15 protein-coding genes and 2 tRNA genes are annotated in these 23,969 nt (G+C 64.7%); 12 read left to right on the forward strand and 5 right to left on the reverse strand.

Features of this window, described 5'->3' with window-relative positions; translation table 11 throughout:
• The first annotated feature begins 130 nt into the window (after positions 1-130).
• Together MLE42_RS04445 and MLE42_RS04450 are read left to right on the forward strand one after the other, a co-directional pair.
• Complete coding sequence (locus tag MLE42_RS04445; RefSeq protein WP_243286681.1) at positions 131-1,264, forward strand: coiled-coil domain-containing protein; 1,134 nt, start codon at positions 131-133, stop codon at positions 1,262-1,264.
• Between the two features lie 133 nt (positions 1,265-1,397).
• Entirely contained in the window at positions 1,398-3,923 is a 2,526-nt protein-coding gene (locus MLE42_RS04450; protein WP_243286682.1) for an Ig-like domain-containing protein, read from the forward strand.
• A 52-nt stretch (positions 3,924-3,975) separates the two neighbouring features.
• On the opposite strand, the gene MLE42_RS16005 is transcribed toward MLE42_RS04450, so the two are convergent.
• From MLE42_RS16005 to MLE42_RS04480, 5 genes are read right to left on the reverse strand one after another with little or no spacing between them, the layout of a single operon-like run.
• Entirely contained in the window at positions 3,976-5,229 is a 1,254-nt protein-coding gene (locus MLE42_RS16005; protein WP_275975704.1) for a 1-acyl-sn-glycerol-3-phosphate acyltransferase, read from the reverse strand.
• Position 5,230: 1 nt separating this feature from the next.
• Positions 5,231-6,463 (reverse strand): spinster family MFS transporter, encoded by a 1,233-nt coding sequence (locus MLE42_RS04465; RefSeq protein WP_243286683.1) that lies wholly within the window; start codon positions 6,461-6,463, stop codon positions 5,231-5,233.
• A gap of 21 nt (positions 6,464-6,484) precedes the next feature.
• The gene (locus MLE42_RS04470; RefSeq protein WP_243286684.1) at positions 6,485-7,081 is read right to left on the reverse strand and encodes an OmpH family outer membrane protein; all 597 of its coding nucleotides are present in this window, start codon (positions 7,079-7,081) and stop codon (positions 6,485-6,487) included.
• Between the two features lie 57 nt (positions 7,082-7,138).
• Complete coding sequence (gene bamA / locus MLE42_RS04475; protein WP_243286685.1) at positions 7,139-9,709, reverse strand: outer membrane protein assembly factor BamA; 2,571 nt, start codon at positions 9,707-9,709, stop codon at positions 7,139-7,141.
• Entirely contained in the window at positions 9,706-12,180 is a 2,475-nt protein-coding gene (locus tag MLE42_RS04480; protein WP_476729708.1) for an ATP-dependent Clp protease ATP-binding subunit, read from the reverse strand. Before MLE42_RS04480 ends, bamA begins: the two co-directional genes overlap by 4 nt.
• A 217-nt stretch (positions 12,181-12,397) precedes the next feature.
• On the opposite strand from MLE42_RS04480, the gene MLE42_RS04485 reads away from it, so the two are divergent.
• From MLE42_RS04485 to MLE42_RS04530, 10 genes are all read left to right on the forward strand, one after another.
• Positions 12,398-13,705, forward strand: a complete 1,308-nt coding sequence (locus MLE42_RS04485; RefSeq protein WP_243286687.1) for an adenylosuccinate synthase — start codon at positions 12,398-12,400, stop codon at positions 13,703-13,705.
• A gap of 104 nt (positions 13,706-13,809) precedes the next feature.
• Positions 13,810-13,884, forward strand: a tRNA-Lys gene (locus MLE42_RS04490).
• 13 nt (positions 13,885-13,897) lie between these two features.
• Positions 13,898-13,972: transfer RNA gene (locus MLE42_RS04495), tRNA-Glu, on the forward strand.
• A 538-nt stretch (positions 13,973-14,510) separates the two neighbouring features.
• The gene (locus tag MLE42_RS04500; protein WP_243286688.1) at positions 14,511-14,720 is read left to right on the forward strand and encodes a helix-turn-helix domain-containing protein; all 210 of its coding nucleotides are present in this window, start codon (positions 14,511-14,513) and stop codon (positions 14,718-14,720) included.
• Positions 14,721-14,805: 85 nt separating this feature from the next.
• Entirely contained in the window at positions 14,806-16,725 is a 1,920-nt protein-coding gene (locus MLE42_RS04505; protein WP_243286689.1) for a DUF927 domain-containing protein, read from the forward strand.
• A 1,226-nt stretch (positions 16,726-17,951) separates the two neighbouring features.
• Positions 17,952-18,683, forward strand: a complete 732-nt coding sequence (locus tag MLE42_RS04510; RefSeq protein WP_243286690.1) for a type IV toxin-antitoxin system AbiEi family antitoxin — start codon at positions 17,952-17,954, stop codon at positions 18,681-18,683.
• Positions 18,658-19,530: a nucleotidyl transferase AbiEii/AbiGii toxin family protein gene (locus MLE42_RS04515; RefSeq protein WP_243286691.1), complete on the forward strand. Its 873-nt coding sequence runs from the start codon at positions 18,658-18,660 to the stop codon at positions 19,528-19,530. The genes MLE42_RS04510 and MLE42_RS04515 overlap by 26 nt, the downstream gene beginning before the upstream one ends.
• An 85-nt stretch (positions 19,531-19,615) precedes the next feature.
• On the forward strand, positions 19,616-22,108 hold the full coding sequence (locus tag MLE42_RS04520; protein ID WP_243286692.1) for a type I restriction-modification system subunit M: 2,493 nt from the start codon (positions 19,616-19,618) through the stop codon (positions 22,106-22,108).
• Positions 22,099-23,397: a restriction endonuclease subunit S gene (locus tag MLE42_RS04525; RefSeq protein ID WP_243286693.1), complete on the forward strand. Its 1,299-nt coding sequence runs from the start codon at positions 22,099-22,101 to the stop codon at positions 23,395-23,397. Before MLE42_RS04520 ends, MLE42_RS04525 begins: the two co-directional genes overlap by 10 nt.
• Positions 23,394-23,939 (forward strand): DUF1643 domain-containing protein, encoded by a 546-nt coding sequence (locus MLE42_RS04530; protein ID WP_243286694.1) that lies wholly within the window; start codon positions 23,394-23,396, stop codon positions 23,937-23,939. Before MLE42_RS04525 ends, MLE42_RS04530 begins: the two co-directional genes overlap by 4 nt.
• Positions 23,940-23,969 lie beyond the last annotated feature (30 nt).

The following is a 23,969-nucleotide window of genomic DNA, read 5'->3' on the forward strand; positions in this document are numbered from 1 at the left end:
CGTGGGACCTCAGGTTCATACATCTTTCGGATGACGCGGGAAACCTTGCCATGCCCTAACCTGTGGGATTAAGGTGGGATGTTTCCATCCCCGCAGCGATTGCCCCCAAGCCCCCTCAGTGGAGGAACCCATGATTCTCTTCCGTCGTCCGGCGCTGGCCCTCACGCTGATGGCCGCGTCCATCCTGATGGTGTCCACCGCATGCAAGCGTGAGGATCCGCAGATCCGGGAACTGACCCAGAAGGCCGCCGAGGCCGACAAGGCCAGCCAGCAGGCCAACCAGGCCAGCGCGGAGCAGCAGAAGAAGCTGGCCCAGGCCGGCGTGAACGACATCCGCCCCAACGCCGAGACCCTCCAGCTCACGGACGAGCAGAAGAAGGCCCTGGAAGAGCGCATCAAGAACGAGAAGAACAGCTCCTACCAGGCCCTCCTCCAGGAAGTGCTCGACAAGGACAAGGAGATCAAGGACCTCAACTCGAAGATCGCCAAGCTGAAGGCCGACCTGCCCAAGCCTGACGTCGCCCGCCCCAACGACAGCCACTACGGCATGGCCATGCGCTTCCTCAAGAAGAAGGGCGTGCCCGAGGCCGAGGCCAAGAAGCTGGTGAGCCGCGTGGCCATCATGGAGAAGCTGGCCCCCGGCTTCGAGGTCTACCACTTCTACGCCAACGGCACCTACGGCACCTGGGTCTCCCAGGGCAAGGCGAAGATCACCCCCAACGACCTGATGCGCCAGGAGCGCGAGAAGATCGAGGGCGAGCGCGACGAGGCCGTGGCCCAGAACGAGAAGCTGCAGGAAGAAGTCACGGACCTCGAGACCCAGAAGCAGAAGATCACCGAGGAGATCAACACCCTGCAGACCGAGCGCGCCAACCTCATCGAGGAGCGCACCAAGCTGCAGGCCGACAACACCGCCCAGCTGGCCAAGCTCAACTCGCTGCACTACGTCATCGGCAACCGCGACACCCTGAAGGCCGAGGGCGTCATCGAGATCCCCGTCTTCGCCAAGGACCGGGCCGGCAAGAACTGGCGCGACGAGGTCTTCACCCAGAGCCTCGACCTCCGCTCCGGCAAGACCATCACCATCAAGGCTTCCGAAGTGGGCCTGAAGAAGATCGGCAAGGTGAACGTGGTGCCCGGCTCCTACCTGAAGGATGAGCACTACAAGCTCACCATCAGCCCCGACAAGCAGACCGCCACCGTGGAACTCATCACGGTGAGCCGCTTTAAGAACGACAAGGTCGTCTTCGCCGTCACGGACTGACCTACCCGGAGTCAACATGGGGCCCCATCTGGGGCCCCATGGTTTTTATGTGGCAATTCCACGCCGGCCCGCCTATTGTCATCAAACCAATCCAGGACCGATTCCACTTCAACCCCACCCATGAGGTGACGCGATGCTTTCACGCTTGAATCAGGCGCTCCTCGGCGCTTCTCTGCTGACGCTTCTGGCCTGCAGCAGCGGCGGGGACTCCAAGGCCCCCACGATCGTCACGGGCACCAGCTACATGCCCAGCACGACCACCCCTGTGTTCGATCCAGCGAACGCGAACGTGCCGCTCCCGAACGTCCTGGCCACGGCCACGGCCGCGGACCCCCTGACGGGCCGGGCCCCGAACAAGCCCATGACGCCCCCCGAGGCCCTGGCCTACGTGAACCTCCATGAGATGGGCGGCACCAACGCCGTCTCCGGCCTGAACGCCCCGATCTACATCCAGTTCAATGCCGCCGTGGACGCCAGCACCATCACCCCTGCCAACATCAAGGTCTTTCAACTGACGCCCGACGCTGCTGGCACGGAGAACAACCCCCTCGGCTTCACGGACATCTCGGGCTTGTTCACCTATCAGTACACGGCCGGTGGCACGGACCTATTCCTGTTCCCGAACTTCCCGCTGCTGCCTGGGGCCCGCTACCTCTACGTGGTCACCAATCGCGTGAAGGACACCGCCGCCAAGCCGATCTCCGCCTCCCCCTACTTCGAGGCCCTCAAGTCCGTCACACCGCTCACCGGCTCCTTCGCGGCGCTGGAACCCATCCGGGCCAACGTCCTCAGCGGCTCCACCATCCTCTTCTCCGGTTACGCCAAGGTGATGGATGACCTCATCGCCGCCTCGGCCACCACCAACTTCGCCCAGCGGTCCGACATCGCCGTGATGGGCCGGTTCATCACCACCGGGGCAGGCGCCATCTCGGCCACCACCACCAGTCCCTCCGCCTCCGGCGCCGTGCTGCTGCCCGTGGAGTCCGCCCTCCGGAAGTTCGCCGCCGGCGCGACCCTGGGCGGCCTCTCCGGCAAGACCTGGTCGAACGCGGCCACCATCCCGGCCAACACCCTTCCTGGCGGTCCCTTCTACACGTTCGTGAAGGGCGGCGCGCCCAGCCCCGACAACTACTGGCAAGCCGTCCTGGGCAGCGGCGCCGCCACGGCCCCCGCCACGGTCGGCCTGGTCGCCCTCGGCACCTTCGCCAGCGGCGACCTGAACGTGGATCCCGTCCTGGCCTCGGCCAACGCCGCCACCATGAACCTGACGGGCACCACCGGCGCCTACAATCCCGCCGCCGGCGTCGCCCAGGCCTTCCGCGACAGCAGCCATGTGCTCACCGGCTTCTACCACACCGACCGCACCATCAACTTCGTCTACATCGCCCCGGATCCCGCGCTGGTCACCCGGCCTGCGAACGGCTATCCGCTGGTGATCTACCAACACGGCATCACCTCCCAGAAGGAGACCGTGATCGCCCTGGCCCAGACCCTCACGGCCAGTGGCTATGCCCTCATCGCCATCGACCTGCCCCTCCACGGCCAGAATGCCTTCCCGGGCCACACCACCGGCACCCAGTGGGGCAATGACTTCATGGCCGTGGGCGCCCCCCTCGCCACCCGCACCAACATGCAGCAGTCCGTCGTGAACCTCACGCGGCTCGAGCTGGTGACCAAGACCGGCGGCCTCAGCACGGCGCTGGCCGCGGCCGGGTTCGCCGCCGAGACCCCTGACATCACCACGAGCCCCAGCAACATCAAGTTCGTGGGCGTGAGCCTCGGCGCCATCACGGGCGCCTACTACCTGGCCTCCAACACCACCCTGAGCGCCAGCGGCGCCCCCTACTCGCAGGCCAGCCTCGACAATGACATGAAGGGCTTCCTGAACTGCCCCGGCGGCCGCCTGGCCTACCTCATCAGCAACAGCCCGGCCTTCGGTCCGGCCGTCAACGCCGGCCTCGCCGCCGCGGGCATCCCCAAGGGATCCCCCACCTACAACGCCTTCTTCCTCCTCACCCAGGCGATCGTGGATCCCGTCGACCCGGCCACCCTCACCACCCCCCTGGCCTCGGGCCTGCCCAGCCGCCTCTCGGGCCGCCTCACCATCCAGGAGGCGACCTCGTCCACCTTCGACGCCTACGGCAACACCACCAGCACCGACGGCGACCAGGTGATCAGCAACGTCTACACCCGCTACTTCGCGAGCGCCCTGGGCGGCCGGGCCGTCCTCGGCACCTCCGCCGCAGCGGCCGTCGGGCCGAACTTCGCCCAGGTCGGCTACCTGGCCAACGGGGCCTTCACCGTCGGCGGCACCTCCACGGCGCATGCAGCCGGCGTCGTGGGCACACCGTTCATGTTCACCCTGAACCCCGGCCCCTCCCCCAAGGTGGTGAGCGCCGACGCCTCCGTGCTCGGCACCACGCCCAAGGAGGGCTACTTCCAGTTCGACCAGACGGGGGTCGCCCACGCGTTCCTCCTGAACCCGGCGAATCCGGTGGCCATCACCCTCGGCCAGCGCCAATTCGCCTACTGGCTGGGCACGGGCCTGGTCGTGGATCCCACCCAGCAGGGCGCCACCCTGCCCATCGCGCCGGGCACGCCCCTGCCCGAATCTATGATCTTCCAGGCACCCAGCTCGGTGACCATCCTCGGCCACTGATCCCCGGCCGCATCCAACAAAGAGGCGGGGCTTCGGCCCCGCCTCTTTGCGTCTACCCTTCCAGCTCCGGGAAGGCCGCGAGCAGCTGCTTCCGGGCCTCCAACAGCTCTGGCACCGCGGGGTCCCGGCGACGGCGGAAGCCGCGGATGGCCTGGAGGTCATCTCCGGCGCGCTCGAGGACCGGGAGGCCCAGGAGCACCACCAGCAGGGCCGCAGGCGGGACCAGGGCCCCGTGCCAACCCCAGCGGCTACCGGCCAGGGCCCCCAGGACCAGGGCCCAGAGCGGATGCAGGAGGAGCCCCGCCAGCAGCTTCAGGGTGGCCGCCTGGTCGCCCTCGTCGGTGAACCGGCCCGCCACCCAGCCCACCAGGTGATAGGAGGGCCAGAACAGCAGCGCCGGTGGAAGCAGCAGGGCCGCCAGCCCCAGCCGCAGGGCCGCGCCCGGCAGCCAGCGGCGGACCTCCGCACCCGGATAGGGGTGCCCCACCTGATCCGGCCGGACGCCCTTGGCCCGGAGCCAGGCCTGGACCCCATGGACCCGAGCCTCCAGGGCGGCCAGGTCCGGCTCCGCCAGCGTGGCGAGGTGTGGCACCAGGGCCCGCACCCGGCGACGCAGGACCTCCAGGTCCACGCGGCTGCCGGGCGCCTCCGTCAGGAGCCAGGCCACCTCCTGGGCCAGGGCCAGCACCCGCACCGCCTCATCGTGGAGGGTGAGGGGCTTGAGGGCGGCCCGGATGCGGGCGGTCAACTCCGCCACGGCCTCCGGGTCCGCGCCCCTCGGCGCGAGATCCCGCCAGGCCACAGGCTCGCCCACCCGCAGGAGGACGCTGTGGCGGAAGGTGGCGCGGTCCCCGTAGACCAGGCCGGCGGGCACCAGGGCCACCGGCACCGGGCTGGACAGGGCCATGCGGGCGGCGCCGGTCTTGAGGGGGGCCAGGTCCGCTTCCGAGTGGCTCACGCCCTCCGGAAACATGGCCACGGAGCCGCCTTCGGCCAGCACCTCGTGGACCTTCCGGAAGCACTGCTGGATGGTCTCCGGCGTGGCGCCGCCATCCTTGGGCCGGGTCACGGGGATGGCCCGGAAGGCCGCCAGGAAGGGCCGCAGGGGCGCCAGCTTCCACAGCGTGGCCTTGGCCAGCCAGCCCGCCCGGCGCTCCAGGAGGGCTCCCGCCGCCAGGGGATCCAGCAGCCCGTTCGGATGGTTCAGGAGGATCAGGCAGGGGCCCGGCGGCAGGTCCGGGCCCTCCCGGCGGAGGGCCCGGAACCAGATCCGCCCCAGCAGCCTCGCGACCCGGCTGGCCGCCATGTCAGGCCTTCGCCGGCCGGTGCCGCGCCCACCACAGGGCCGCCCCGCTGAGGACGATGGCCGGCAGGACGAGGGTGAGGGCCTCGGCCAGGGCATCGCCGCCGGACCGCCCGGCGGCGTGCAGCGCATCCGCCCGGCGACCCACCAGCTCGGGGCTGATGGCGTCCCCCAGCAGGTGGATGAGGAGCACGTTCACCGCCACCCCGGTGGCCCGGATGCTGGCAGGCAGGCTGCTGACCGTGAGGGCGTTGACGGGGCTGGTGTTCACGAAGAGCAGGAACATGCCCACGAAGAACAGGGCGTAGGCCGTCCCCAGGTTGCCGGTGGCCAGGGCCCAGGCCACCACCGGCGCCGAGGCCACCAGGGTGAGGCCCGAGATCCCGGCCCCCGCATCGGGCCAGCGCTTCTGCCAGCGGTCCGTGAGCCAACCGCCCAGGAAGGTCCCCAGGATGCCCGTCACCACCGCCAGGGCCCCGAAGACGAGGCCCGCCCGGGCGGTGGACACGGCAAACCGGCGCTGGACCAGGGTCGGCCCCCAGGTGCTGAGGCCTCCCATGGCGAAGGTGTAGGCCACGTAGCTGGCGGTGCAGGCCAGCCAGATCCGGTTCAGGAAGACGCGCTTCAGGCGCCGCAGGTAGGGTTCCCCGGCCCCCAGGTCCACGGCTTCATCCATGGCCCCGCGTTTGGGGTCCATCTGGAAGGCCATCCAGAGGGCGAGGAGCAGGCCCGGCAGGCCCGCCACCAGGAAGGAGGCCCGCCAGCCCCAAGCGCCCGCCACCAGGCCGCCCAGGCCATAGCCCAGGGCGCTGCCCACGGGAATGGCCAGGTAGAACCAGGTGAAGGTCCGGGCCCGGTCCGATTCGTGGAAGCCGTCCGCCAGCATGGCCGGGCCCAGGCTGGCATAGGCGGCCTCGCCCACCCCCACGAGGGAGCGCGTCACCAGCAGGGCCGGGTAGCTGTGGACGAAGGCCGCGCCCACCGTGGCCAGGCTCCAGAGCGCGACGCCCCCGGCCACGAGGCGGGGACGGTGGAAGCGGTCGGCCAGGTAGCCGAAGAGGGGCGCGGCGCACATGTACACCGCGATGAAGACGAAGGTCAGCCGCCCGAGCTGGGCGTCGGACAGGTGCAGCTCCCGGCCGAGGGGCTCGAGGATCGCCGCCACGACGTACCGGTCCAGGTAGTTCACCAGGTTGATGCCGGTGAGCAGCAGGAGCAGCCGTCGGGCGGCGGTCATCTCGCGGCGGAGCGGGTCAGGCTACTTCTTGGGGGTCGCGGGCTTGGCGGCGGGCTTGGGCGCGGGCGCGGCAGGCTTGGCGGCGGGGGCGGCAGTCTCGCTGGCGTCCAGGCGCTTGGCCACCTCGGCCGTGAAGCTCTCCATCCAGGCCTTGTCGCCCCAGGAGAGGACCTGCACGGCCTGGTCCGAGAAGACCATCTGGAGCTTCTGCTCCTTGGCCAGCTGCTCGACGATGGGGCCGGCCAGCTTGGTGATGGCCTCGCCCACCTTCTTCTCCACGCGCTGGTACTCCTGCTGGCTGTCCTCCTGCATCTTCTTGGCCTCGAACTCCAGGTCCCGGTACTTCTTGGCCAGGGCCTCCTTCTTGTCGGGGTCGATGCTGGGCGAGTTCAGCTGCTGCTGCAGGGTCTGCAGCTCCTGGCCCTTGGCCTGGAGCTTCTCCTGGAGGTTCTTCCCGGTGATCTCCAGCTCAGAGAAGATGGCGCCGGCCTTCTTGGAGATGCGGACCAGCTGGTTGATGCTGAAGAAGGCGAAGCGGGGAGCCTCCTGGGCCGCGGCGGGCGCAGCGAGGGCGGCGGACAGGCACAGGGCGGCCACGGACGGGGCGAGCAGGCGCATGGGGGATCTCCAGGGCGAAAGAGCCATTGTAGCGTGGGACGGGGCCCCTCGCGGGAATCAGAAGGTGGTGCCGATGGAGAACTGGAAGTCGTTCCGGCCTTCCGTATCGAAGGGATACGGGTTCAGCTTCCGGGACCAGATCAGGCGCAGCGGGGCCGGGCTGATGGGCAGGAAGAACCGGAACTCCAGGCCCGCCGAGCGCAGCAGGGTCGGGTTCGTGTAGGAGTATTCGTTGCTGTTCAGGTCCTTGTAGGTCACCAGGTCCTTGCTGAAGACCTTCGTGCCGCTGCCCCAGGCATTGCCCGCATCGTAGAAGAAGACGAGCCGGAACTGGTCGGCGATCTTGAACTGGTACTCGAAGTTCGCGATGAACTGCTTGTTGCCGCCCACCACCACGGGCTGGCCGTAGTTGTCCAGGAGGACGCTGCCCACCTGGCCGTAGCGGTACCCGCGGATGCTGTTCTCGCCGCCGGGCCGGTAGAGGTCGTAGAGCGGAAGCTCGTCGCTGCCCATGTTCTGGAGGTAGCCGTAGCTGAGGTTGGCGGCGAAGATGTGGCGGTCGCCCACATTGGCGAACTTGGCGAAATCCCAGGTGGCGCGCAGGAAGGGCTTGTCGCCCCCGAACTGCCAGCCGCCGTATTCCAGGCCGAAGGACACCCGGGTGCCCTGGGTGGGCTTGAACTGGTGGTTCACCGTGCTGAAGGTCAGGCTCTGGCTGAAGGTGGACGTCAGCTGGTTGCCCATGTCCCGGAAGTAGTAATTCCGTCCGCCCTCGATGCGGATCAGCCGGAAGCTGTAGCCCATGGAGTAGGTGGTGAAGAAGGCCCAGGGCTGGTTGGGGAACCAGTTGCTCAGGCGCGCGCCCACGGACACGCCGAGGCTGCGGGTGAACTGTTTGTAGGCGTTGGCGATGCCCACGCGGGAGGCGTCGTAGTCCGCGGATCCGTTCGACACGGATGTCGAGAACGAGTACGGCAGGTCGAAGACGAAGGGCTCCGTGAAGCCGACGGAGATGTTCTTGGAGAACTTGCCCCCGTTGTAGCTCACGGACAGGGTCTCGCCGCCGCCGCCGAGGTTGCGGGTGGAGAAGCTCACGCCCAGGGAGAAGCCGAACAGGGACCCGTAGCCCCCCTGGAAGAGCAGCTCGTTGACGCCGGCCTCCTCGCCGCGGATCACCACGTCCACCTGGGGCTTGTCCGGCACCAGGTCCACCTTGGGCTCGGAGTTCTTCACGTCGAAGAAGCTCAGCTGGCTGATGCCCAGTAGCGAATCCTTGAAGAAGTCCGTGCGGAAGAGGTCGCCCTCCTTCAGCATCATGCTGCGGCGGAGCACCTTGTCCTTGGTCGTGAGGTTGCCTTCGAACTCGATGCGCCGGACCGAGTACTGCTCGCCCTCGTCCAGCTTCAGGACGGTATCCACCTTCTTGACACCGTTCTCTTCGCGGATGTCGAACTTCTTCTCCGCGCGGAAGAGGATGTAGGCCTGGTTGCTGTAGGCCTCCTTGAGCTTGTCCACGGTCTGGTTCACCGCGTCCAGGTCGAAGGGCACCGGCTTGGCGCCGGGCTTCGGAGCCTCCAGCGACGGCCTGATGTTGAAAAACTTCTTGAGGAAGGAGTGGTTGTCCCGCTTCACCTCCGCGTACTTCATCGGATAGTAGGTGTCGCGGAAGAGCTTGCCGCCCTCGGTCTTGAAGGTCCCTTCGAAGAACTGCTCGCCCTCGAGGATGGGGATGGTGAGGGTGGCGCGGAGGTCGTACTTGGGTGACTTCGCCTCCTTGAGGCGCTTCTCGTTCTTCTTCTTCTGCTTCTCGGTGGTCTTGTCCTCCACCTCGATGACCGGCTTGCCGACGAAGACGTCCTTGTAGCCAAGCCTCCAGTAGGCCTTCTTCAGGTTCTCCAGGTCCTCTTCCATGTTCTTGTCCACCAGCAGGTCATGCGTGGTGAGCCAGCTGAACATCCAGTGCCGGCGCGTCTTCTTCATGACGCTCCGCAGCTGGGCGCTGGAGAACACTTTGTTCCCGCGGAATTCCACACGGTAGATCTTGGCCTTGCCGCCTTCCTTGATGTCGAAGACCAGGCGGGCCACGCCCGGGCCCATGGGCTCGAGGGTGATGTCCACCACCGGGTTCCGGAACCCCTTCTCGCCGGCCTGCTCCACGATCTGGTTCTTGATCTTGCGGGCGGCCTCCGGGTCGTAGACCGTGTCCGGATTGATGGTGAGTTTCTTCTCTTTGATCTTGTCCTTGATGTTGGTGAGACCCACCTCGGTGCCGCCGCGGTAGTCGATCTCCTTGATCAGGGGGCGCTCCTTGATCCGGATGACCAGCTTCTTGCCGCCCGGGGCGTCCTCCACCTCGAGCTTGACGTCATCGAAGGACCCGCTGGCCCAGAGCTTCCCCATCACACCGCTGAAATCGATGTTCCGGAGGTCGTCGCCCACCTTCACGCCCGACTTGAAGATCACCGTCTCGGCCGTCTGCTTCTGGGCGCCGATCACCTCGATCTTGACGATGGGCTCGATGTCCTGGGCCGCCAGGGAGAACGAGAACCCCGCAGCCAGCAGCAGGGGAAGCACGCCGCTCCACCACCGGGGCTGAGTCCGGTTCCATTCCATGTTCCGCTGCGTCATTCAGGCGCTCCGACCAGATGGGTTTCCTGGCCAGCGGCCACGTCTCCGGAATCAGACAGGGTTGGGACGAGCTTCTCGCCCACCAGATCGAACTTCACGAGTCCCGAGGGCACCGTGTCCTGGCCCACCATCAGCTCGGCGAGGGGATCCTCCACCTGCTTCTGGATGGCCCGCCGCAGCGGCCTCGCCCCGTAGGCGCGATCCCGCAGGGTGGTCTTCACCAGCCAGTCGCAGGCGGCATCCGTGAGGGACACGGAGAGCTTGTGCTTCTGGAGGGTGACGTTGAGGTCCTCCACCAGAAGGCGGACGATCTTGCGCAGCTCGTCGTCTCCCAGGCGGTTGAACACCACGATCTCGTCGATGCGGTTGAGGAACTCGGGCGGGAAGGTCCGCTTGAGCACCTTCATGGCGTCGCCGGACTTGGCGTCGGGACGGGCGTCCTGCTCGACGAAGCCGAGGTTCTTCTCCGCCAGCAGCTCCCGGCTGCCCACATTGGACGTCATGATGATGATGGTGTTCTTGAAGTCCACCAGGTTCCCGAAGGCGTCCGAAGCCTGACCGTCGTCAAAGATCTGCAGCAGGATGTTGATCAGGTCGGGATGGGCCTTCTCGATCTCGTCGAAGAGCAGGACGCAGTACGGGTTCCGCCGGATGCGGTCCGTGAGCATGCCGCCCTCCTCGTAGCCCACGTACCCCGGAGGGGCCCCGAGCAGCTTGGAGACCTCGTGCTTCTCCATGTACTCGGACATGTCGAAGCGGATCATCTTCTTGGGATCGCCGAACAGGAAGGCCGCCAGGGTCTTGGCCAGCTCGGTCTTGCCCACGCCCGTGGGGCCCAGGAACAGGAAGGAGCCCATGGGCCGATTGGGGTTCTTGAGGCCCGTGCGGGCCCGGCGCACGGCGCGCGCCACGGCGCTCACCGCCTCGGGCTGGCCGATGACGCGCTCGTTGAGCTTGGGCTCCATGTTCACCAGGTTGGCCTTCTCGTCGCCCTTGAGCGCCTTCACGGGAATGCCGGTCCAGCTGGCCACCACGTCCTCGATGTCCTGCTCGGTCACCTCGGGGAAGCGCGCGTAGTCCTCGTCCGTCAGCTCGCCCCGGTCCTTCTGGAGCTCCTCGCGCAGCTGCAGCTCCTTCTGGCGGAGCAGCACAGCCTTCTCGAAATCGCGGCTGAGGACTGCCTCGTTCATCTCGTTGATGACCCGGTGCAGCTCCTCTTCGTGGGACTGGCCCTCGGAATCCTGGCCGCCGGGCCCCACGCGCAGCTTCACCCGGGCGCCGGCCTCGTCCAGCAGGTCGATGGCCTTGTCGGGCAGGAAGCGGTCCGTGATGTAGCGGTTCGACAGGTAGACCGAGGCCTCCATGGTCTTCTGGGCGTAGCGCACCCGGTGGAACAGCTCGTAGCGGCTGCGGATGCCCTCGATGATGCGCAGGCTCTCGGCCTCGTCCGGCGGGTTCACCGTCACGGGCTGGAAGCGCCGCACCAGGCTGCGGTCCTTGTCGATGTACTTGGCGTATTCCTTGTGCGTGGTGGCGCCGATGCACTGGATCTCGCCCCGGCTGAGCGCCGGCTTCAGGATGTTGGCCGCGTCCAGGCTGCCCTCGGCGGCGCCGGTGCCGATGAGGCTGTGGATCTCGTCGATGAAGAGCACCACGCTGGGATCCTTGCTGGCCTCGGCGATGATGGACTTCAGCCGCTCCTCGAACTGGCCGCGGTACTTGGTGCCGGCCACCACGAGGCTGAGATCCAGCGCGTAGATGCGCTTGTCCACCAGGCTGGGCGGCACCAGGCCCTCGTAGATCTTCTGGGCCAGGCCCTCCACGATGGCCGTCTTGCCCACGCCCGCCTCGCCCAGCAGGATGGGGTTGTTCTTCCGGCGCCGGCTGAGGATCTGGATGATGCGCTCGACCTCCTGCTCGCGGCCGATGAGGTTGTCGAAGATGCCGCGCTCGGCCATCTCCGAGAGGTTGCGCGCGAACTCGGAGAGGAGCGGGTGCTCCTTCTTCTTCTTCGCGATCTTCTCCTCCTTGGTGCTCTCCAGCAGGATCTCTTTGGCGGCGATGAGGTCCGCCCCCGCCTCGATCAGGAGCCGGCCGGCCAGGCAGCCCTCCTCCTTGAGCATGCCCAGCAGCAGGTGCTCGGCCCCCACGTGCTTGTGGTTGAGCTTGGCGCTCTCCGCCGTGGCGTGCTGGAGGATGCGCTTGACCTCCTCCTCCATGGGGATGTCGATGCTGGTGCTGCTCGGGGTGATCTTCTTGTCCCGGGGAGTCAGGGCCGCCACCAGGCGCTCCCGCAGGGCGCTCACGTGCACGCCCATGCGCTCGAGCAGCTGGGTGCTGGTCTTTTCCGATTCCCGGAGAAGCCCCAGCAGGAGGTGGCCGCTCTGGATGCTTTCCGCACCGAACTGGCTCGCCTCGTAGCGGGCGAAGAACATCACGCGTCGTGCTTTTTCGGTGAATTTTTCGAACACGGGACACCCTTTCGGGTTAGGTGCGGATCGCCCTTACGGGGGATTGGATGGCTCCGAAGCCAGGATGGTTCCGGGGCGGCCTACCAGGGTAGCGCCTTCCACCCCGGTTGTCCCGGCCCCGCTGGGACAGAACCGAGCCCTGACCTGGGACAGAACCCCGCCTCCACCCAGGACAGAACCCCGTTGCGACGGTAGACTGGAGGGCTGGGAGGGCGACATGAGCCTGGTTAGGACCAATCTGGCGATCCTGGGGCTCCAATGGGGGGATGAGGGCAAGGGCAAGGTCGTGGACCTCCTCAGCCCCAAGTTCCAGCAGGTCGTGCGTTTCCAGGGCGGCAACAATGCCGGCCACACGGTGGTGGTGGACGGCCAGAGCATCGCACTGCATCAGGTGCCCAGCGGCGCCCTCCACCCCGGCTGCTTCCTGGTGGTGGGCAACGGCGTCGTCCTCAACCTCGACGTCTTCCAGCAGGAGCTGGACCGCCTCAAGGCCCGGGGCTTCGACCTGGGCGGCCGGCTGATGCTGTCCGACCGGGCCCACCTCATCCTGCCCCACCACATCGCCCTGGACCTCTGGCGCGAGGGCGGCGCCAACAAGATCGGCACCACGGGCCGGGGCATCGGCCCCGCCTACGAGATGAAGGCAGGCCGCATGGGCGTGCGCCTGGGCGACCTGCTGCACCCGGAGACCCTGGCCGACCGCATCCGCCCCGGCTACGAGGAGGTCCGCCTGCGCCTGGGCGCCGAGGCGGCCAGCCTGCCCACCCTGGAGGCCATCGTCGAGGGCCTGCTCCGCACCGCCGAGCCCCTCCTGCCCTACATCGGCGACACCCAGAGCCACCTGGTGGCCGCCTGGGAGCGCGGGGACCGCATCCTCTTCGAGGGCGCCCAGGCCACCCTGCTCGACATCGACCACGGCACCTATCCCTTCGTCACCTCCAGCAACTGCAGCCTGGGCGGCCTCTTCACCGGCACGGGCCTGCCTCCCAAGGCGCTGGACAAGATCCTGGGCATCGCCAAGGCCTACACCACGCGTGTCGGCTCCGGCCCCTTCCCCGCCGAGATGCATGACGCCACCGGCGAGCGCCTGCGCCAGGTGGGCAAGGAGTTCGGCACCACCACGGGCCGGCCCCGCCGCTGCGGCTGGTTCGACGCCCCCATCACCGCCCACGCCTGCCGCACCAACGGCGTGGATGGCCTGGCCATCATGAAGCTGGATGTGCTGGACGGCCTGGACGAGGTGGGCCTCATCGTGGGCTACCGCACCGGCGAGGGCACCGTCACCACCAAGCTCCCCAGCTGCGCCGCCGACTGGAAGGACCTGAAGCCCGAGGTGAAGCTGTTCAAGGGCTGGGCCAGCACCCGCGGCATCACCCAGCACGGCCAGCTCCCGGACGCCGCCCACGCCTACCTCGAAGCCCTGGTCGAGAGCGTCGAGGTGCCCATCGCCTACCTCAGCACCGGCCCCGATCGCCAGGAAGGCTGCATCTACCCCGGGACCTTCCTGGAACCGCTCCTGGCTTGACCATAAGCACCATCGCAGGCACACTGGTCGTCCTGCCCATTCAGGCATCGCACGCTCGCGTGCACCGCGCGCTCGAGGGCTCGCGGGCCTGAAGCCACCGGCAAGGGCCCTTAGCTCAGCGGTAGAGCAGCGGCCTTTTAAGCCGTTGGCCGCGGGTTCAAATCCCGCAGGGCCCACCAAGTTCTACCCCATGGGGCTATCGTCTAGGGGTCAGGACACCGCCCTTTCACGGCGGTAACACGGGTTCGAATCCCGTTAGCCCTACCAGAAAACACCCTAGAGAAATCTAGGGTGTTCTTGTTTAAAAGCGATCAATCCTGACCTGAAAATAGGGCCATCCGAAAATCATCCGAAAAAGATGTTCCCGGACGACGCCGGGTACGGGTGGACGATCCGCCTTGATGACCACCCAGAGGGACGGACGCGAGACGCTTCCCTGATCGGCTCCCGAACGGATCCTGGACGAGGGATTCCATCCACCGATGAACATCCTCGTTCGCGCGGCTGACCTTCGTGACCCGCTCCGCATGCCCATGTGTCCCTGGGCATGCGGAGGCTCTCTCATTCAGGGAACGTCGATGGTGACCTCGAACTCGGCGCGACGCGCTGTCAGCTATCACTTCCAATCGAACGTACGCGTTCTCTCGACCATGGCTCGGCGGGAGGCGCTTATACCACATTTCGAAAATTGCTGTGGACGCGCGCGTCGCACATAATTTGTGTTTTGATTGAATTTATATCTTCCCAACCAAATTCGATGTCGGCAGGCTCTAGAGAGTCCCGATGGACTTACCTGGAGCACCCCATGCACCACCCGCAGTCTTCCCCCACCAAGGTCGCGCTCAGCGTGGCCGAGTTCTGCGCTCAGTTCAGCCTGGGCCGATCCAAGGCCTATGAGGAGATCAAGGCTGGCCGCCTTCGCATCGTGAAGGTGGGCCGTCGCACCCTCATCACCGTCACGGATGCCATGGCCTGGCTGACGGGCCATGCTTGCCCGCTCGTGGCGGGTGCCTAGGCTGCGGTCTCCGGGCGGGGCCGATCGCCCATCGCCCTGCCCGGAGCGCCTGCCTGAACCCAACGCCTGACGGATGGACGACACCATGCAGACCCACCACCCCACCGATTCAACTCACCCACCAGCACCTTCCTTCGAACCCGGCCGATCGAATGCCCTGCCCTCCCTAGGAGCGCAGGCACTGGATCCCACTCCGGTCCAGACATGCCACAACCCCGAAGAAACGGCGACCACCATTCAGAAACAACCCACCGACGTCGCAGGGAATCGGCCGAAGGTTCCTGGCTTCGAATGGCGTGCGAGCGGCCTCTACAAGGTCGGACAATCGGCCGGGGATGAGACCTCCGGTGCAGACCTAAGCAGCGATGCCCCTGTCTGGATCGCACCGCCGTTCACCATGCCAGGGCTGATTCGGGACACTCACTCGAACCGATGGCATTTCCTCCTCGCCTGGAAGGATCCCGATGGCATGTCGCACGAGGAGGCCATCCCCAACGAATGGCTGAACGGGGAGGGCACGGACTTGGCCCGCCGCCTTGGGCAGGGTGGGCTGGTCCTCTCTCCCGAACCTGGCAAACGGAAGGCCTTGCTCCGTTACCTCTTCCAAGCTCTCCGCAAGGTCAACACACGCGTCCGTCTGGTCGACACCCATGGTTGGCATCAGGGGGCCTTCGTGATGCCGAGCGGGCTCGTCCTCGGTGGATCCTCCGAGCGGATCCACGCCGTCTGTGATGGGGGCCCTGCCCTTCAAAACGAGTGCTCCGGCAGCTTGGAGGGCTGGCAGGAGGGAGTGGCTCGCTACGCCGTGGGCAATCCTCACTTGGCCTTCGGAATCTGCACGGCGTTTGCGGGTCCGCTCCTGGACCTGATCCGACCGGATGGTGGCGGCGGGTTCAACCTCCAGGGGTTCTCCAGCAAAGGCAAAAGCACGGTGCTGGAGGTCGCGGCGTCCGTCTGGGGTCGCCCAGATCCCCTGCCGACCTGGCGGGCCACCGGCAACGGTTTGGAGGGTATCGCGGCCTCCCGAAATGACGGATTTCTGGTGCTGGACGAACTCGGGCAGGTGGATCCCAAGGAGGCGGGCCAGGTGGCCTACATGCTCGCCAATGGATCTTCCAAAGCCCGTGGGAATCGCGATGGGGGCACCCGTCCCATGAAGAAATGGCGCCTCATCTTCCTCAGTTCCGGGGAGCAGGGCCTGGAAGACAAACTCGCCGAAGACGGCAAGCGGGCCAAGGCGGGCCAGGAGGTGCGCGTGCCTGACATCCCCTGCCCTGAGCACGGGATGTTTGAGTGCGCTCACGCATTCCCCACCATGGGAGCCTTGGCCGAGCACCTCAAGCGCGAAGCTCGCAGTCATTACGGACACGCCGCTCAAGCGTTCCTCCTTGAGCTGTGCCAGGCCTTCAGCGAGGACTTCCCAGTCAGGGATCAGCTCCGCCAACGGGAGGCCCATTGGCTCGAAGGTGTGCTTCAACCTGGCTTCGATGCCCAGGTTCGGCGGGTGGCGGGAAGGTTCGCCCTGGTGGCCGTCGCAGGAGACCTCGCAACCCGCATGGGAATCCTGCCTTGGCCGGAAGGCGAGGCGTTCTCCGCCGTCCGGATTTCCTTCCAGGCCTGGTTCGAGAAGCGTGGATTCTCAGGGGCCTCCGAGATCCATCGGGGCATCGAATCTCTCCTGGCCTTCCTTGATCGGCATGGCCTCTCACGGTTCGATCTCTGGGGCGAGGCGGATTCGAAGGTGATCAACCGCGCCGGTACCCGCAAACGGGCCGAAGGCATCGAAGGATTCGACTACTACCTCACGCCGGAGGGCTGGAAGGAGGCCTGCGGGGGAACGGATCCCAAAGCCGTCGCCAAGGCTTGTGCGGCGAAGGGACTGCTGGATCCAGGCCATGCCGGACGCAGTGCCCAGTCGGTTTCGATTCCAGGCCACGGGAAGGCCCGATGCTACGTCATTCGAGCCATCGCACGGGCCCAGCACGAGTCGATCGATGCCGCGTAACGGTCAGGCGGAGACTTGCATGTTCCAGGTGTTCCCCATCCGGGGAATGGCATCACTGCTGGGTTTGAATGGAACACCGGGATGTGTTCCTGAAGGTGTTCTGTGTGTGTTCCATCCCCTCAGTCCGCTCAGGCTGGAACCCTGTCCCATCAAGAGAACACCCCTCACCCCCTCTGGGGTGTTCTTCGAATCCTCATGCACCACCAGGTTTTCTCGGCTCCTGGAACACCCGGATCACCGGAACACGCGTCTTCAAACGGAATCGCCCCATCCAGGCATCAGAGGCATTGGTCGCCATCACGTCGCCGAATCACCTCGAAGATCCCGAAGGACCCGGAACCCTCCGTTAGCCTCGATGACCATGCCTCTTGCCCTTGGCCTAACGGCCACCCTGCCCCGCCCCAGGGTGTTTCGACCACAGGACCCCAACGAAGCCGTTGGCAAACGGTTTGGGGTTCACGGAGAGGGGTTTGAGGCCTACGGTTCACTGATCACGCAGTAGAGAGCCTCCCGGCTCTCCTTTGAGAACCGTCTCAGATCAGGACGACCTCCGCCGAAGGCGGCTCTCCTCTCCTACCCCACACCGACCTGCCCTCCCACCCATGCCTCCGCTGGGGGGATGCCGGTTGATGGCCGGTTGATGGCTGGGGAATGGCCGGGGGATGGATGGGGGAATGGGGGGCAAGCGCCTTCGCTTGTAAAAAAAGCAGACCAACTCGACTGCATTCCAGGACTCAAGGCGGCCTCTCTTTGGATGTTCACAATTCATGATTGTTCCCGTTTCGTGAACATCAATATTTTTTGAACAGACTCCTTGACTTCTCCAATCTTTTCATTCATGTTCAATGTAATTCAATGTTCACGTTTCGTGAACATTATCAAAGTGTGAACGCATGGAACTCCTTCTCCATGAAACCAACCTCCTGGAAGAGGCTCTGAAGAAGCTTCGAGAGAACACGGGACTGGACGTGTGGGAGGTTCCTCCCCCGTTCACGCCAAACCCGACAGCTCCTCTTCGGCGCCCGGATGCTCGAATCGTCGTGGCAAGAGGTCAGCAGGAAACCGTCTACTGGGTTGAGATCAAGAAGACGGTCGATCGCCATGCGACCCTGGTGGCGTTCGCACAATTGGAAGCCCAGATTGGGCGGGAGAAGTTGGTCACAGAAGGGGGAGGCCTGCTGATTACGAATCAGTTGACCGAAGAACTGGCCGACCACTGCCGGAGGATGCACCTGCAATTCCTGGATGCCGCCGGAAACGCCTACCTGGACCAGGACGGTTTGTTCGTGCTCATCCAAGGGAAGCGGCTTCACAGAGGCCTGCGCCTGCGGGAGAAACCCGCCCGCGCCTTCGACCGAACCGGCCTGAGGGTGGTCTTCGCCCTGCTGGTGAATCCGGAGCTGCTCAACGCACCCTATCGGGAGATCGCCAAAGCCGCTGGCGTCGCCCTTGGCACCGTGGGCCGCATCCTGACGGACCTCCGGATGCAGGGGCAGATCATCGAGCAGAAGGATGGCGAACGGCGCTGGGTGGATCGCGATCGCGCCATGAAGGCCTGGGCCCTGAACTACCCCCTGCGCCTCCGACCCAAGCTGAATCCCAGGCGGTACCGGGCGACCGACGACACCTGGTGGCATCAGGTCGATCCAGCCGCCTTCGGAGGGTACTGGGGAGGCGAAGTGGCAGCGGCCCGACGGAAGGGGAATCTCGCTCCGACCACCGCCACCCTCTACCTTCCCGAGAACCGGAACCCGTTCCTGACGGCCCATCGCCTGAGAGCCGATGACCAGGGCCCCATCGAGATTCTGGATGCCTTCTGGGATCTTCCAGAACGCCCCCGTCAGGTGCGAGGCCTAGCCCCCGACCTTCTGATCTACGCTGATCTTGCGGGCATGGGAGACCCCCGCACCCACGAGGAGGCAGAGCGAATCTATGACGACCTCCTGGCTGGAGCTTAAGCACCCCCTGGAGCCTCACGTCGTGGCGCTTCTGGGAGACCTGGATGATGTGCTCCAGGCGGAAGGAATCCCCTACCTCCTCAGCGGCGCCATGGCCCGGGAAATCCTGCTCCACTACGGCCACGGATGTGCCCGGGGACGGAAGACGACGGATCTTGATTTCGGGGTCACGGTGAAGGACTGGAAGGCCTACGAGGCCCTGAAAGCCGCCCTCGTGGCCTCTGGACGATTCAGGCTCGATGCAAAGGAATCCCAGCGCGTCATCCACAAGGACGCGACCACGGGCATGGAGACCCGCGTGGACCTGGTCCCCTTTGGCGCCATCGCCCAGGCGGACGGCACCATCGCATGGCCACCCGATGGGGCCCACGTGATGCACGTGCTGGGCTACGAAGAGGCCTTGGCTTCGGCCATTCGATTGAGGATCGACACAACCCATGCGATCCCCATGGCATCAGCCGCAGGCCAGGCCATCCTCAAGCTGGTGGCCTACCGAGACCGAGGCACGAGAACACACGGAAGAGACGCAGTGGACTTCTACGAGCTGCTCGGCCACCACGCCGACACACTCACGGATACCCAGCTCTATGACGAATTCCCAGAGGCAATGGAGCGATATGACTTCCAACCCGAGCCTGCGGGAGCTTGGATTCTTGGGAGACAGGTATCGAACCTGGCACCGGTCGCCCTCCGAGATTGGGTCCGTGGTCTTCTCTGCCCCCCTGAACGCGAGCGCCTGCTCACCTTCGCAGCACGTACACCCCTGGCCACGGCATCCATAGACACTGAAGTACTGCTAGCCGCTTTCGAAAAGGGGTTTCTATCCGGGCAACCACAACGGACCTAAAAAAGCCCGTAACCAAACCAACCCACCAATGGGCGTGGCCTAAAGCCGCCCCGGCCATCTACAATGGTTAAAAATAGGGAACCTCATGGCCGTCAAGAAATCCGACCTCTATTCCTCCCTCTGGGCTTCCTGCGACGAGCTGCGCGGGGGGATGGATGCCAGCCAGTACAAGGACTATGTCCTGTTCATGCTGTTCATCAAATACGTCTCCGACAAGTACGGGAACAGCGACGCCTTCGCCCCTCCCATCACCATCCCGAAAGGCGCGAACTTCAAGGACATGGTGGCCCTCAAGGGCAAGAGCGATATCGGCGACAAGATCAACACCCAGGTCATCCAGCCGCTCATCGACGCGAATAGCCGCCTGGCCCGCAGCGATTTCCCCGATTTCAACGACCCCAACAAGCTCGGGGAGGGCAAAGAGCGGGTGGAGAAGCTCTCCAACTTGATCGCCATCTTCGAGAACCCGGCGCTGGATTTCTCGAAGAACCGTGCCGAGCACGACGACATCCTGGGCGATGCTTACGAATATCTGATGCGCAACTTTGCTGTTCAAAGCGGCAAGAGCAAGGGGCAGTTCCTAACGCCGTCGGAAGTTAGTCGGATCATCGCCAAGGTCATCGGCATATCGCCGGAGAACACCAAGGCCTCCACCACGGCCTACGATCCCACCTGCGGATCGGGCTCCCTGCTACTCAAGGTGGCCGCCGAGGCGGGAAAGCACATCACGCTGGAAGGACAGGAAAAGGACGTGACCACCGCCGGTCTCGCCCGCATGAACATGATCCTGCACGACTTCCCAACGGCCAACATCCTGCCTGGCAACACCCTGGCTTCCCCCAAGTTCAAGGACGACGAGCAACTCCGTACCTTCGACTACGTGGTGGCCAATCCCCCCTTCTCCGACAAGACTTGGAGCAATGGCATCACGCCATCCGCCGATCCATACCAGCGCTTCGCATGGGGTGAGCCGCCCGCCAAGCAGGGGGATTACGCCTACCTTCTGCACATCCTCCGCAGCTTGAAGAGCACCGGCAAGGGCGCCTGCATCTTGCCCCATGGCGTGCTCTTCCGAGGCAACGCCGAGGCAGTTATCCGCGAGCAGCTCGTGCGCTCCGGCTACCTCAAGGGCATCATCGGCCTGCCCGCCAACCTCTTTTTCGGAACGGGCATTCCAGCCTGCATCCTGGTGCTGGATAAGGGAAACGCCGCCGCCCGCAAGGGCGTGTTCATGATCGACGCCAGCAAGGGATTCAAGAAGGATGGCCCCAAGAACCGGCTTCGCGAGCAGGACATCCACAAGATCGTGGACACCTTCACCAAGCAGGTCGAGATGCCCCGCTATGCGCGCATGGTGCCCTTCGACGAGATCGCCGATCCCAAGAACGACTTCAATCTCAATCTGCCGCGCTACATCGATAGCAGCGACCCCGAAGATCTTCAGGATATCGACGGCCACCTGCGGGGCGGCATTCCCGAGCGCGATCTGGATGCAGCTGAGAGCGCCCTCGCCCCTTACTGGAAGGTGCTCCCAAGCCTGCGGACAGCTCTGTTTGAATCCGCTGGGCGCCCCGGCTACGCCCGCCTCAGCGTACCCCAGGGCGAGGTGAAGGCCGTCATCCTGAGTCACCCCGAATTCACAGCCTTCAATACCCAGGCGCTGGGCCATTTTAACCAGTGGCGTAAGGCCAACACGCCGTACCTAACGGGCTTTGCAAAGGATGGTCATCCCAAGGCACTTATCGAGCAGCTTTCGGAGGACCTGCTCACCTCCTTCCAGAAGGACCCCCTTCTAGATGCCTACGACATCTACCAGCACCTGATGGATTACTGGGCCGAGACGATGCAGGACGACACCTATCTCATCGCCGCCGATGGCTGGGTGAAGGGAGCCCAACCCCGGGAGATCGGCCAGATCAAGAACAAGGACAATAAGCTGGTCTGGCCCGAGTCCCACGACTACCTGAAGGGGCGACGGCGCTTCAAGTCCGACCTCATTCCCGCCTCGATCCTGGTGGCGCGCTACTTCGCGGCCGAACGGGACGCCATTGAGGCCCTGGATAACGGGTTGGCGACCCTGGAGCAGCAGCTCGAGGAGCTGAAGGAGGAGCACAGCGGGGAAGAGGGCCTGCTGGCGGAGGTGATCGAAGGGGAAGGGGACAAACAGAAGATCACCGCCAAGGCCGTCAAGGATCGACTGAAGGAGATTGGTAAGGATCCGCTCTACCGCGAGGAGTGCGAGGTCCTGAAGGCCTTCGCCGCCCTTCTGGACAAACAGAAGGACACCAAGGACCAGCGTAAAGCCGCCCAGGTGGCGCTGGACCTGAAGGTCGACGCGAAATACCCCAAGCTCGCCGAGGCCGAGATCAAGGCCTTGGTCGTGGAGGACAAGTGGTTGGCTCACATCGCCAATGCGGTGCAGGGGGAGCTGGATCGCGTCTCCCAGACCCTCACGGATCGCCTCCGCGAGCTTGCCCATCGGTACGCCACACCTCTTCCGGAGCTACTTGATGAGGTAGAGAAGCTTTCCGCCCGCGTGGAGGATCACCTCAAGCGGATGGGGGCGGTATGGAAGTGAGGGCCGGCTACAAGCAGACGGAGGTTGGAGTCATTCCGGAGGAGTGGGATGTAAGAACCTTCGGGAGAAACTATGCCGAATCATCCCGCAACGGCATTTACAAGTCAGCGGAGTTTCAGGGGCGAGGCACTCGCATTGTGAACATGGGCGAGATGTTCGGCTTCGATTTCATATCGGATCAAGAAATGAACCGCGTAGCGCTGACTTCCAGAGAGATGTCGATGACTGGGCTATGCGATGGAGATTTGTTGTTCGGTCGCCGTTCGGTCGTTCCTGCGGGAGCTGGCAAATGTTCCCTCGTTGTCGAACCATCCGAACCACTGACATTCGAGTCTTCCATCATTCGTGTTCGTCTGAATCAGGCGGACGCGAACCCGCTTTTTTACTACTACTTTTTTTCGTCATCCACTGGCAGGGATGTGATGAGCATCATCGTCTCTGGAACAAACGTAAAAGGTATTCGCGGGAGCGAACTGCGGGAGTTAAAGATACCGCACCCCCCGCTCCCTGAACAACGCGCCATCGCGGTGGCGTTGAACGATGTGGATGCGCTGCTGGGTGGGCTGTATCAGGTCATCGCCAAGAAGCGCGACCTCAAGCAGGCCGCCATGCAGCAGCTCCTTACCGGCCAAACCCGCCTGCCGGGATTCACCGGGGATTGGGAGGTGAAGCGGTTGGGGGACCACGTGACGTTTCTCCGAAATGGTGTGAACTCCCGAGCTGAGCTTCGACCAGAGGGGCGGGTGAGGTACCTCCATTACGGCGACATTCACGCCAGTACCGGCTCGTTTATCTCGCCAAAGGCCCTCCCAAGCCTCCCAGATGCAAAGGCTGCACGGCTCGATCGGCTTCGTGACGGCGATGTAATCTTCGCGGACGCATCAGAAGACATCGCCGGAGTCTGTAAGTCGGTAGAGCTATGCAATACTCTCGATGCCGAAGTTGTCCCCGGGTTGCACACAATCGCGGCGAGATTCGACAAAGGCGTGCTCGCCGATGGATTCAAGGGATATCTCCAATTCTGCCCCTCATTCGCAGCACACCTCCGGCGCCTTGCAGCGGGGACCAAGGTTTTTGCAACAAACCGGGCACATATCGCAAGTGTCGAAATGAAGTTGCCTGGTGTCGCCGAGCAGGAAGCCATCACAAGTGTCCTCTCCGACATGGACACCGAACTGGTGGCGTTGGAACGGCGGCGGGAGAAGATCCGCGCCCTTAAGCAGGGCATGATGCAGGAACTCCTCACCGGCAAGACTCGGTTGGTCAGCCCGCCGGGAGGGGTGGTATGAACCCCACCGCACATACTCACGACCCAGGGGGCAAGGTTCGTCCTGAATGGCCGGCCGATTCCAAGGTCACTGCCGTGTTTTCGGAATGCGGGCAATATCGTTACCAATTGCGGGAAATATGGGACGAATCCAGACCACTGATTTTGTGGCTACTGATGAACCCCAGCGTGGCCTGCCCCGACTATAGTGACCCCACGCTTCGAAAGACCGGGAAATTTGCCCGCTCATGGGGTTATGGCGGACAGCTTGTCGGCAATGTCCACGCATACCGGGCCACAGATAAGGATCGTCTGCTGGACGTGGCCGATCCCGTCGGCCCGGAAAACGACCGGATGATTCTGAACATGGCGGCACAGGCCCAGATGGTCATCTTGGCCTTTGGACAACCCCCAAAATTGCTTCGCCAACGTGGTCAGAACGTCGTGGCCCTCCTCAGTGACCATCCGCGCCTTTGCTTCCTTCGCCTCGCCGCGGATGGCACTCCTGTCCATCCGCTGTATTTGCCAGGATCACTTACACCTCAACCGTATAGCGTGAAGTAATTGTCCAGGAACTGCATATCAGAAGAACAC

The sequence above is a fragment of the Geothrix terrae genome, from assembly GCF_022808775.1.
Lineage (GTDB): Bacteria > Acidobacteriota > Holophagae > Holophagales > Holophagaceae > Geothrix > Geothrix terrae.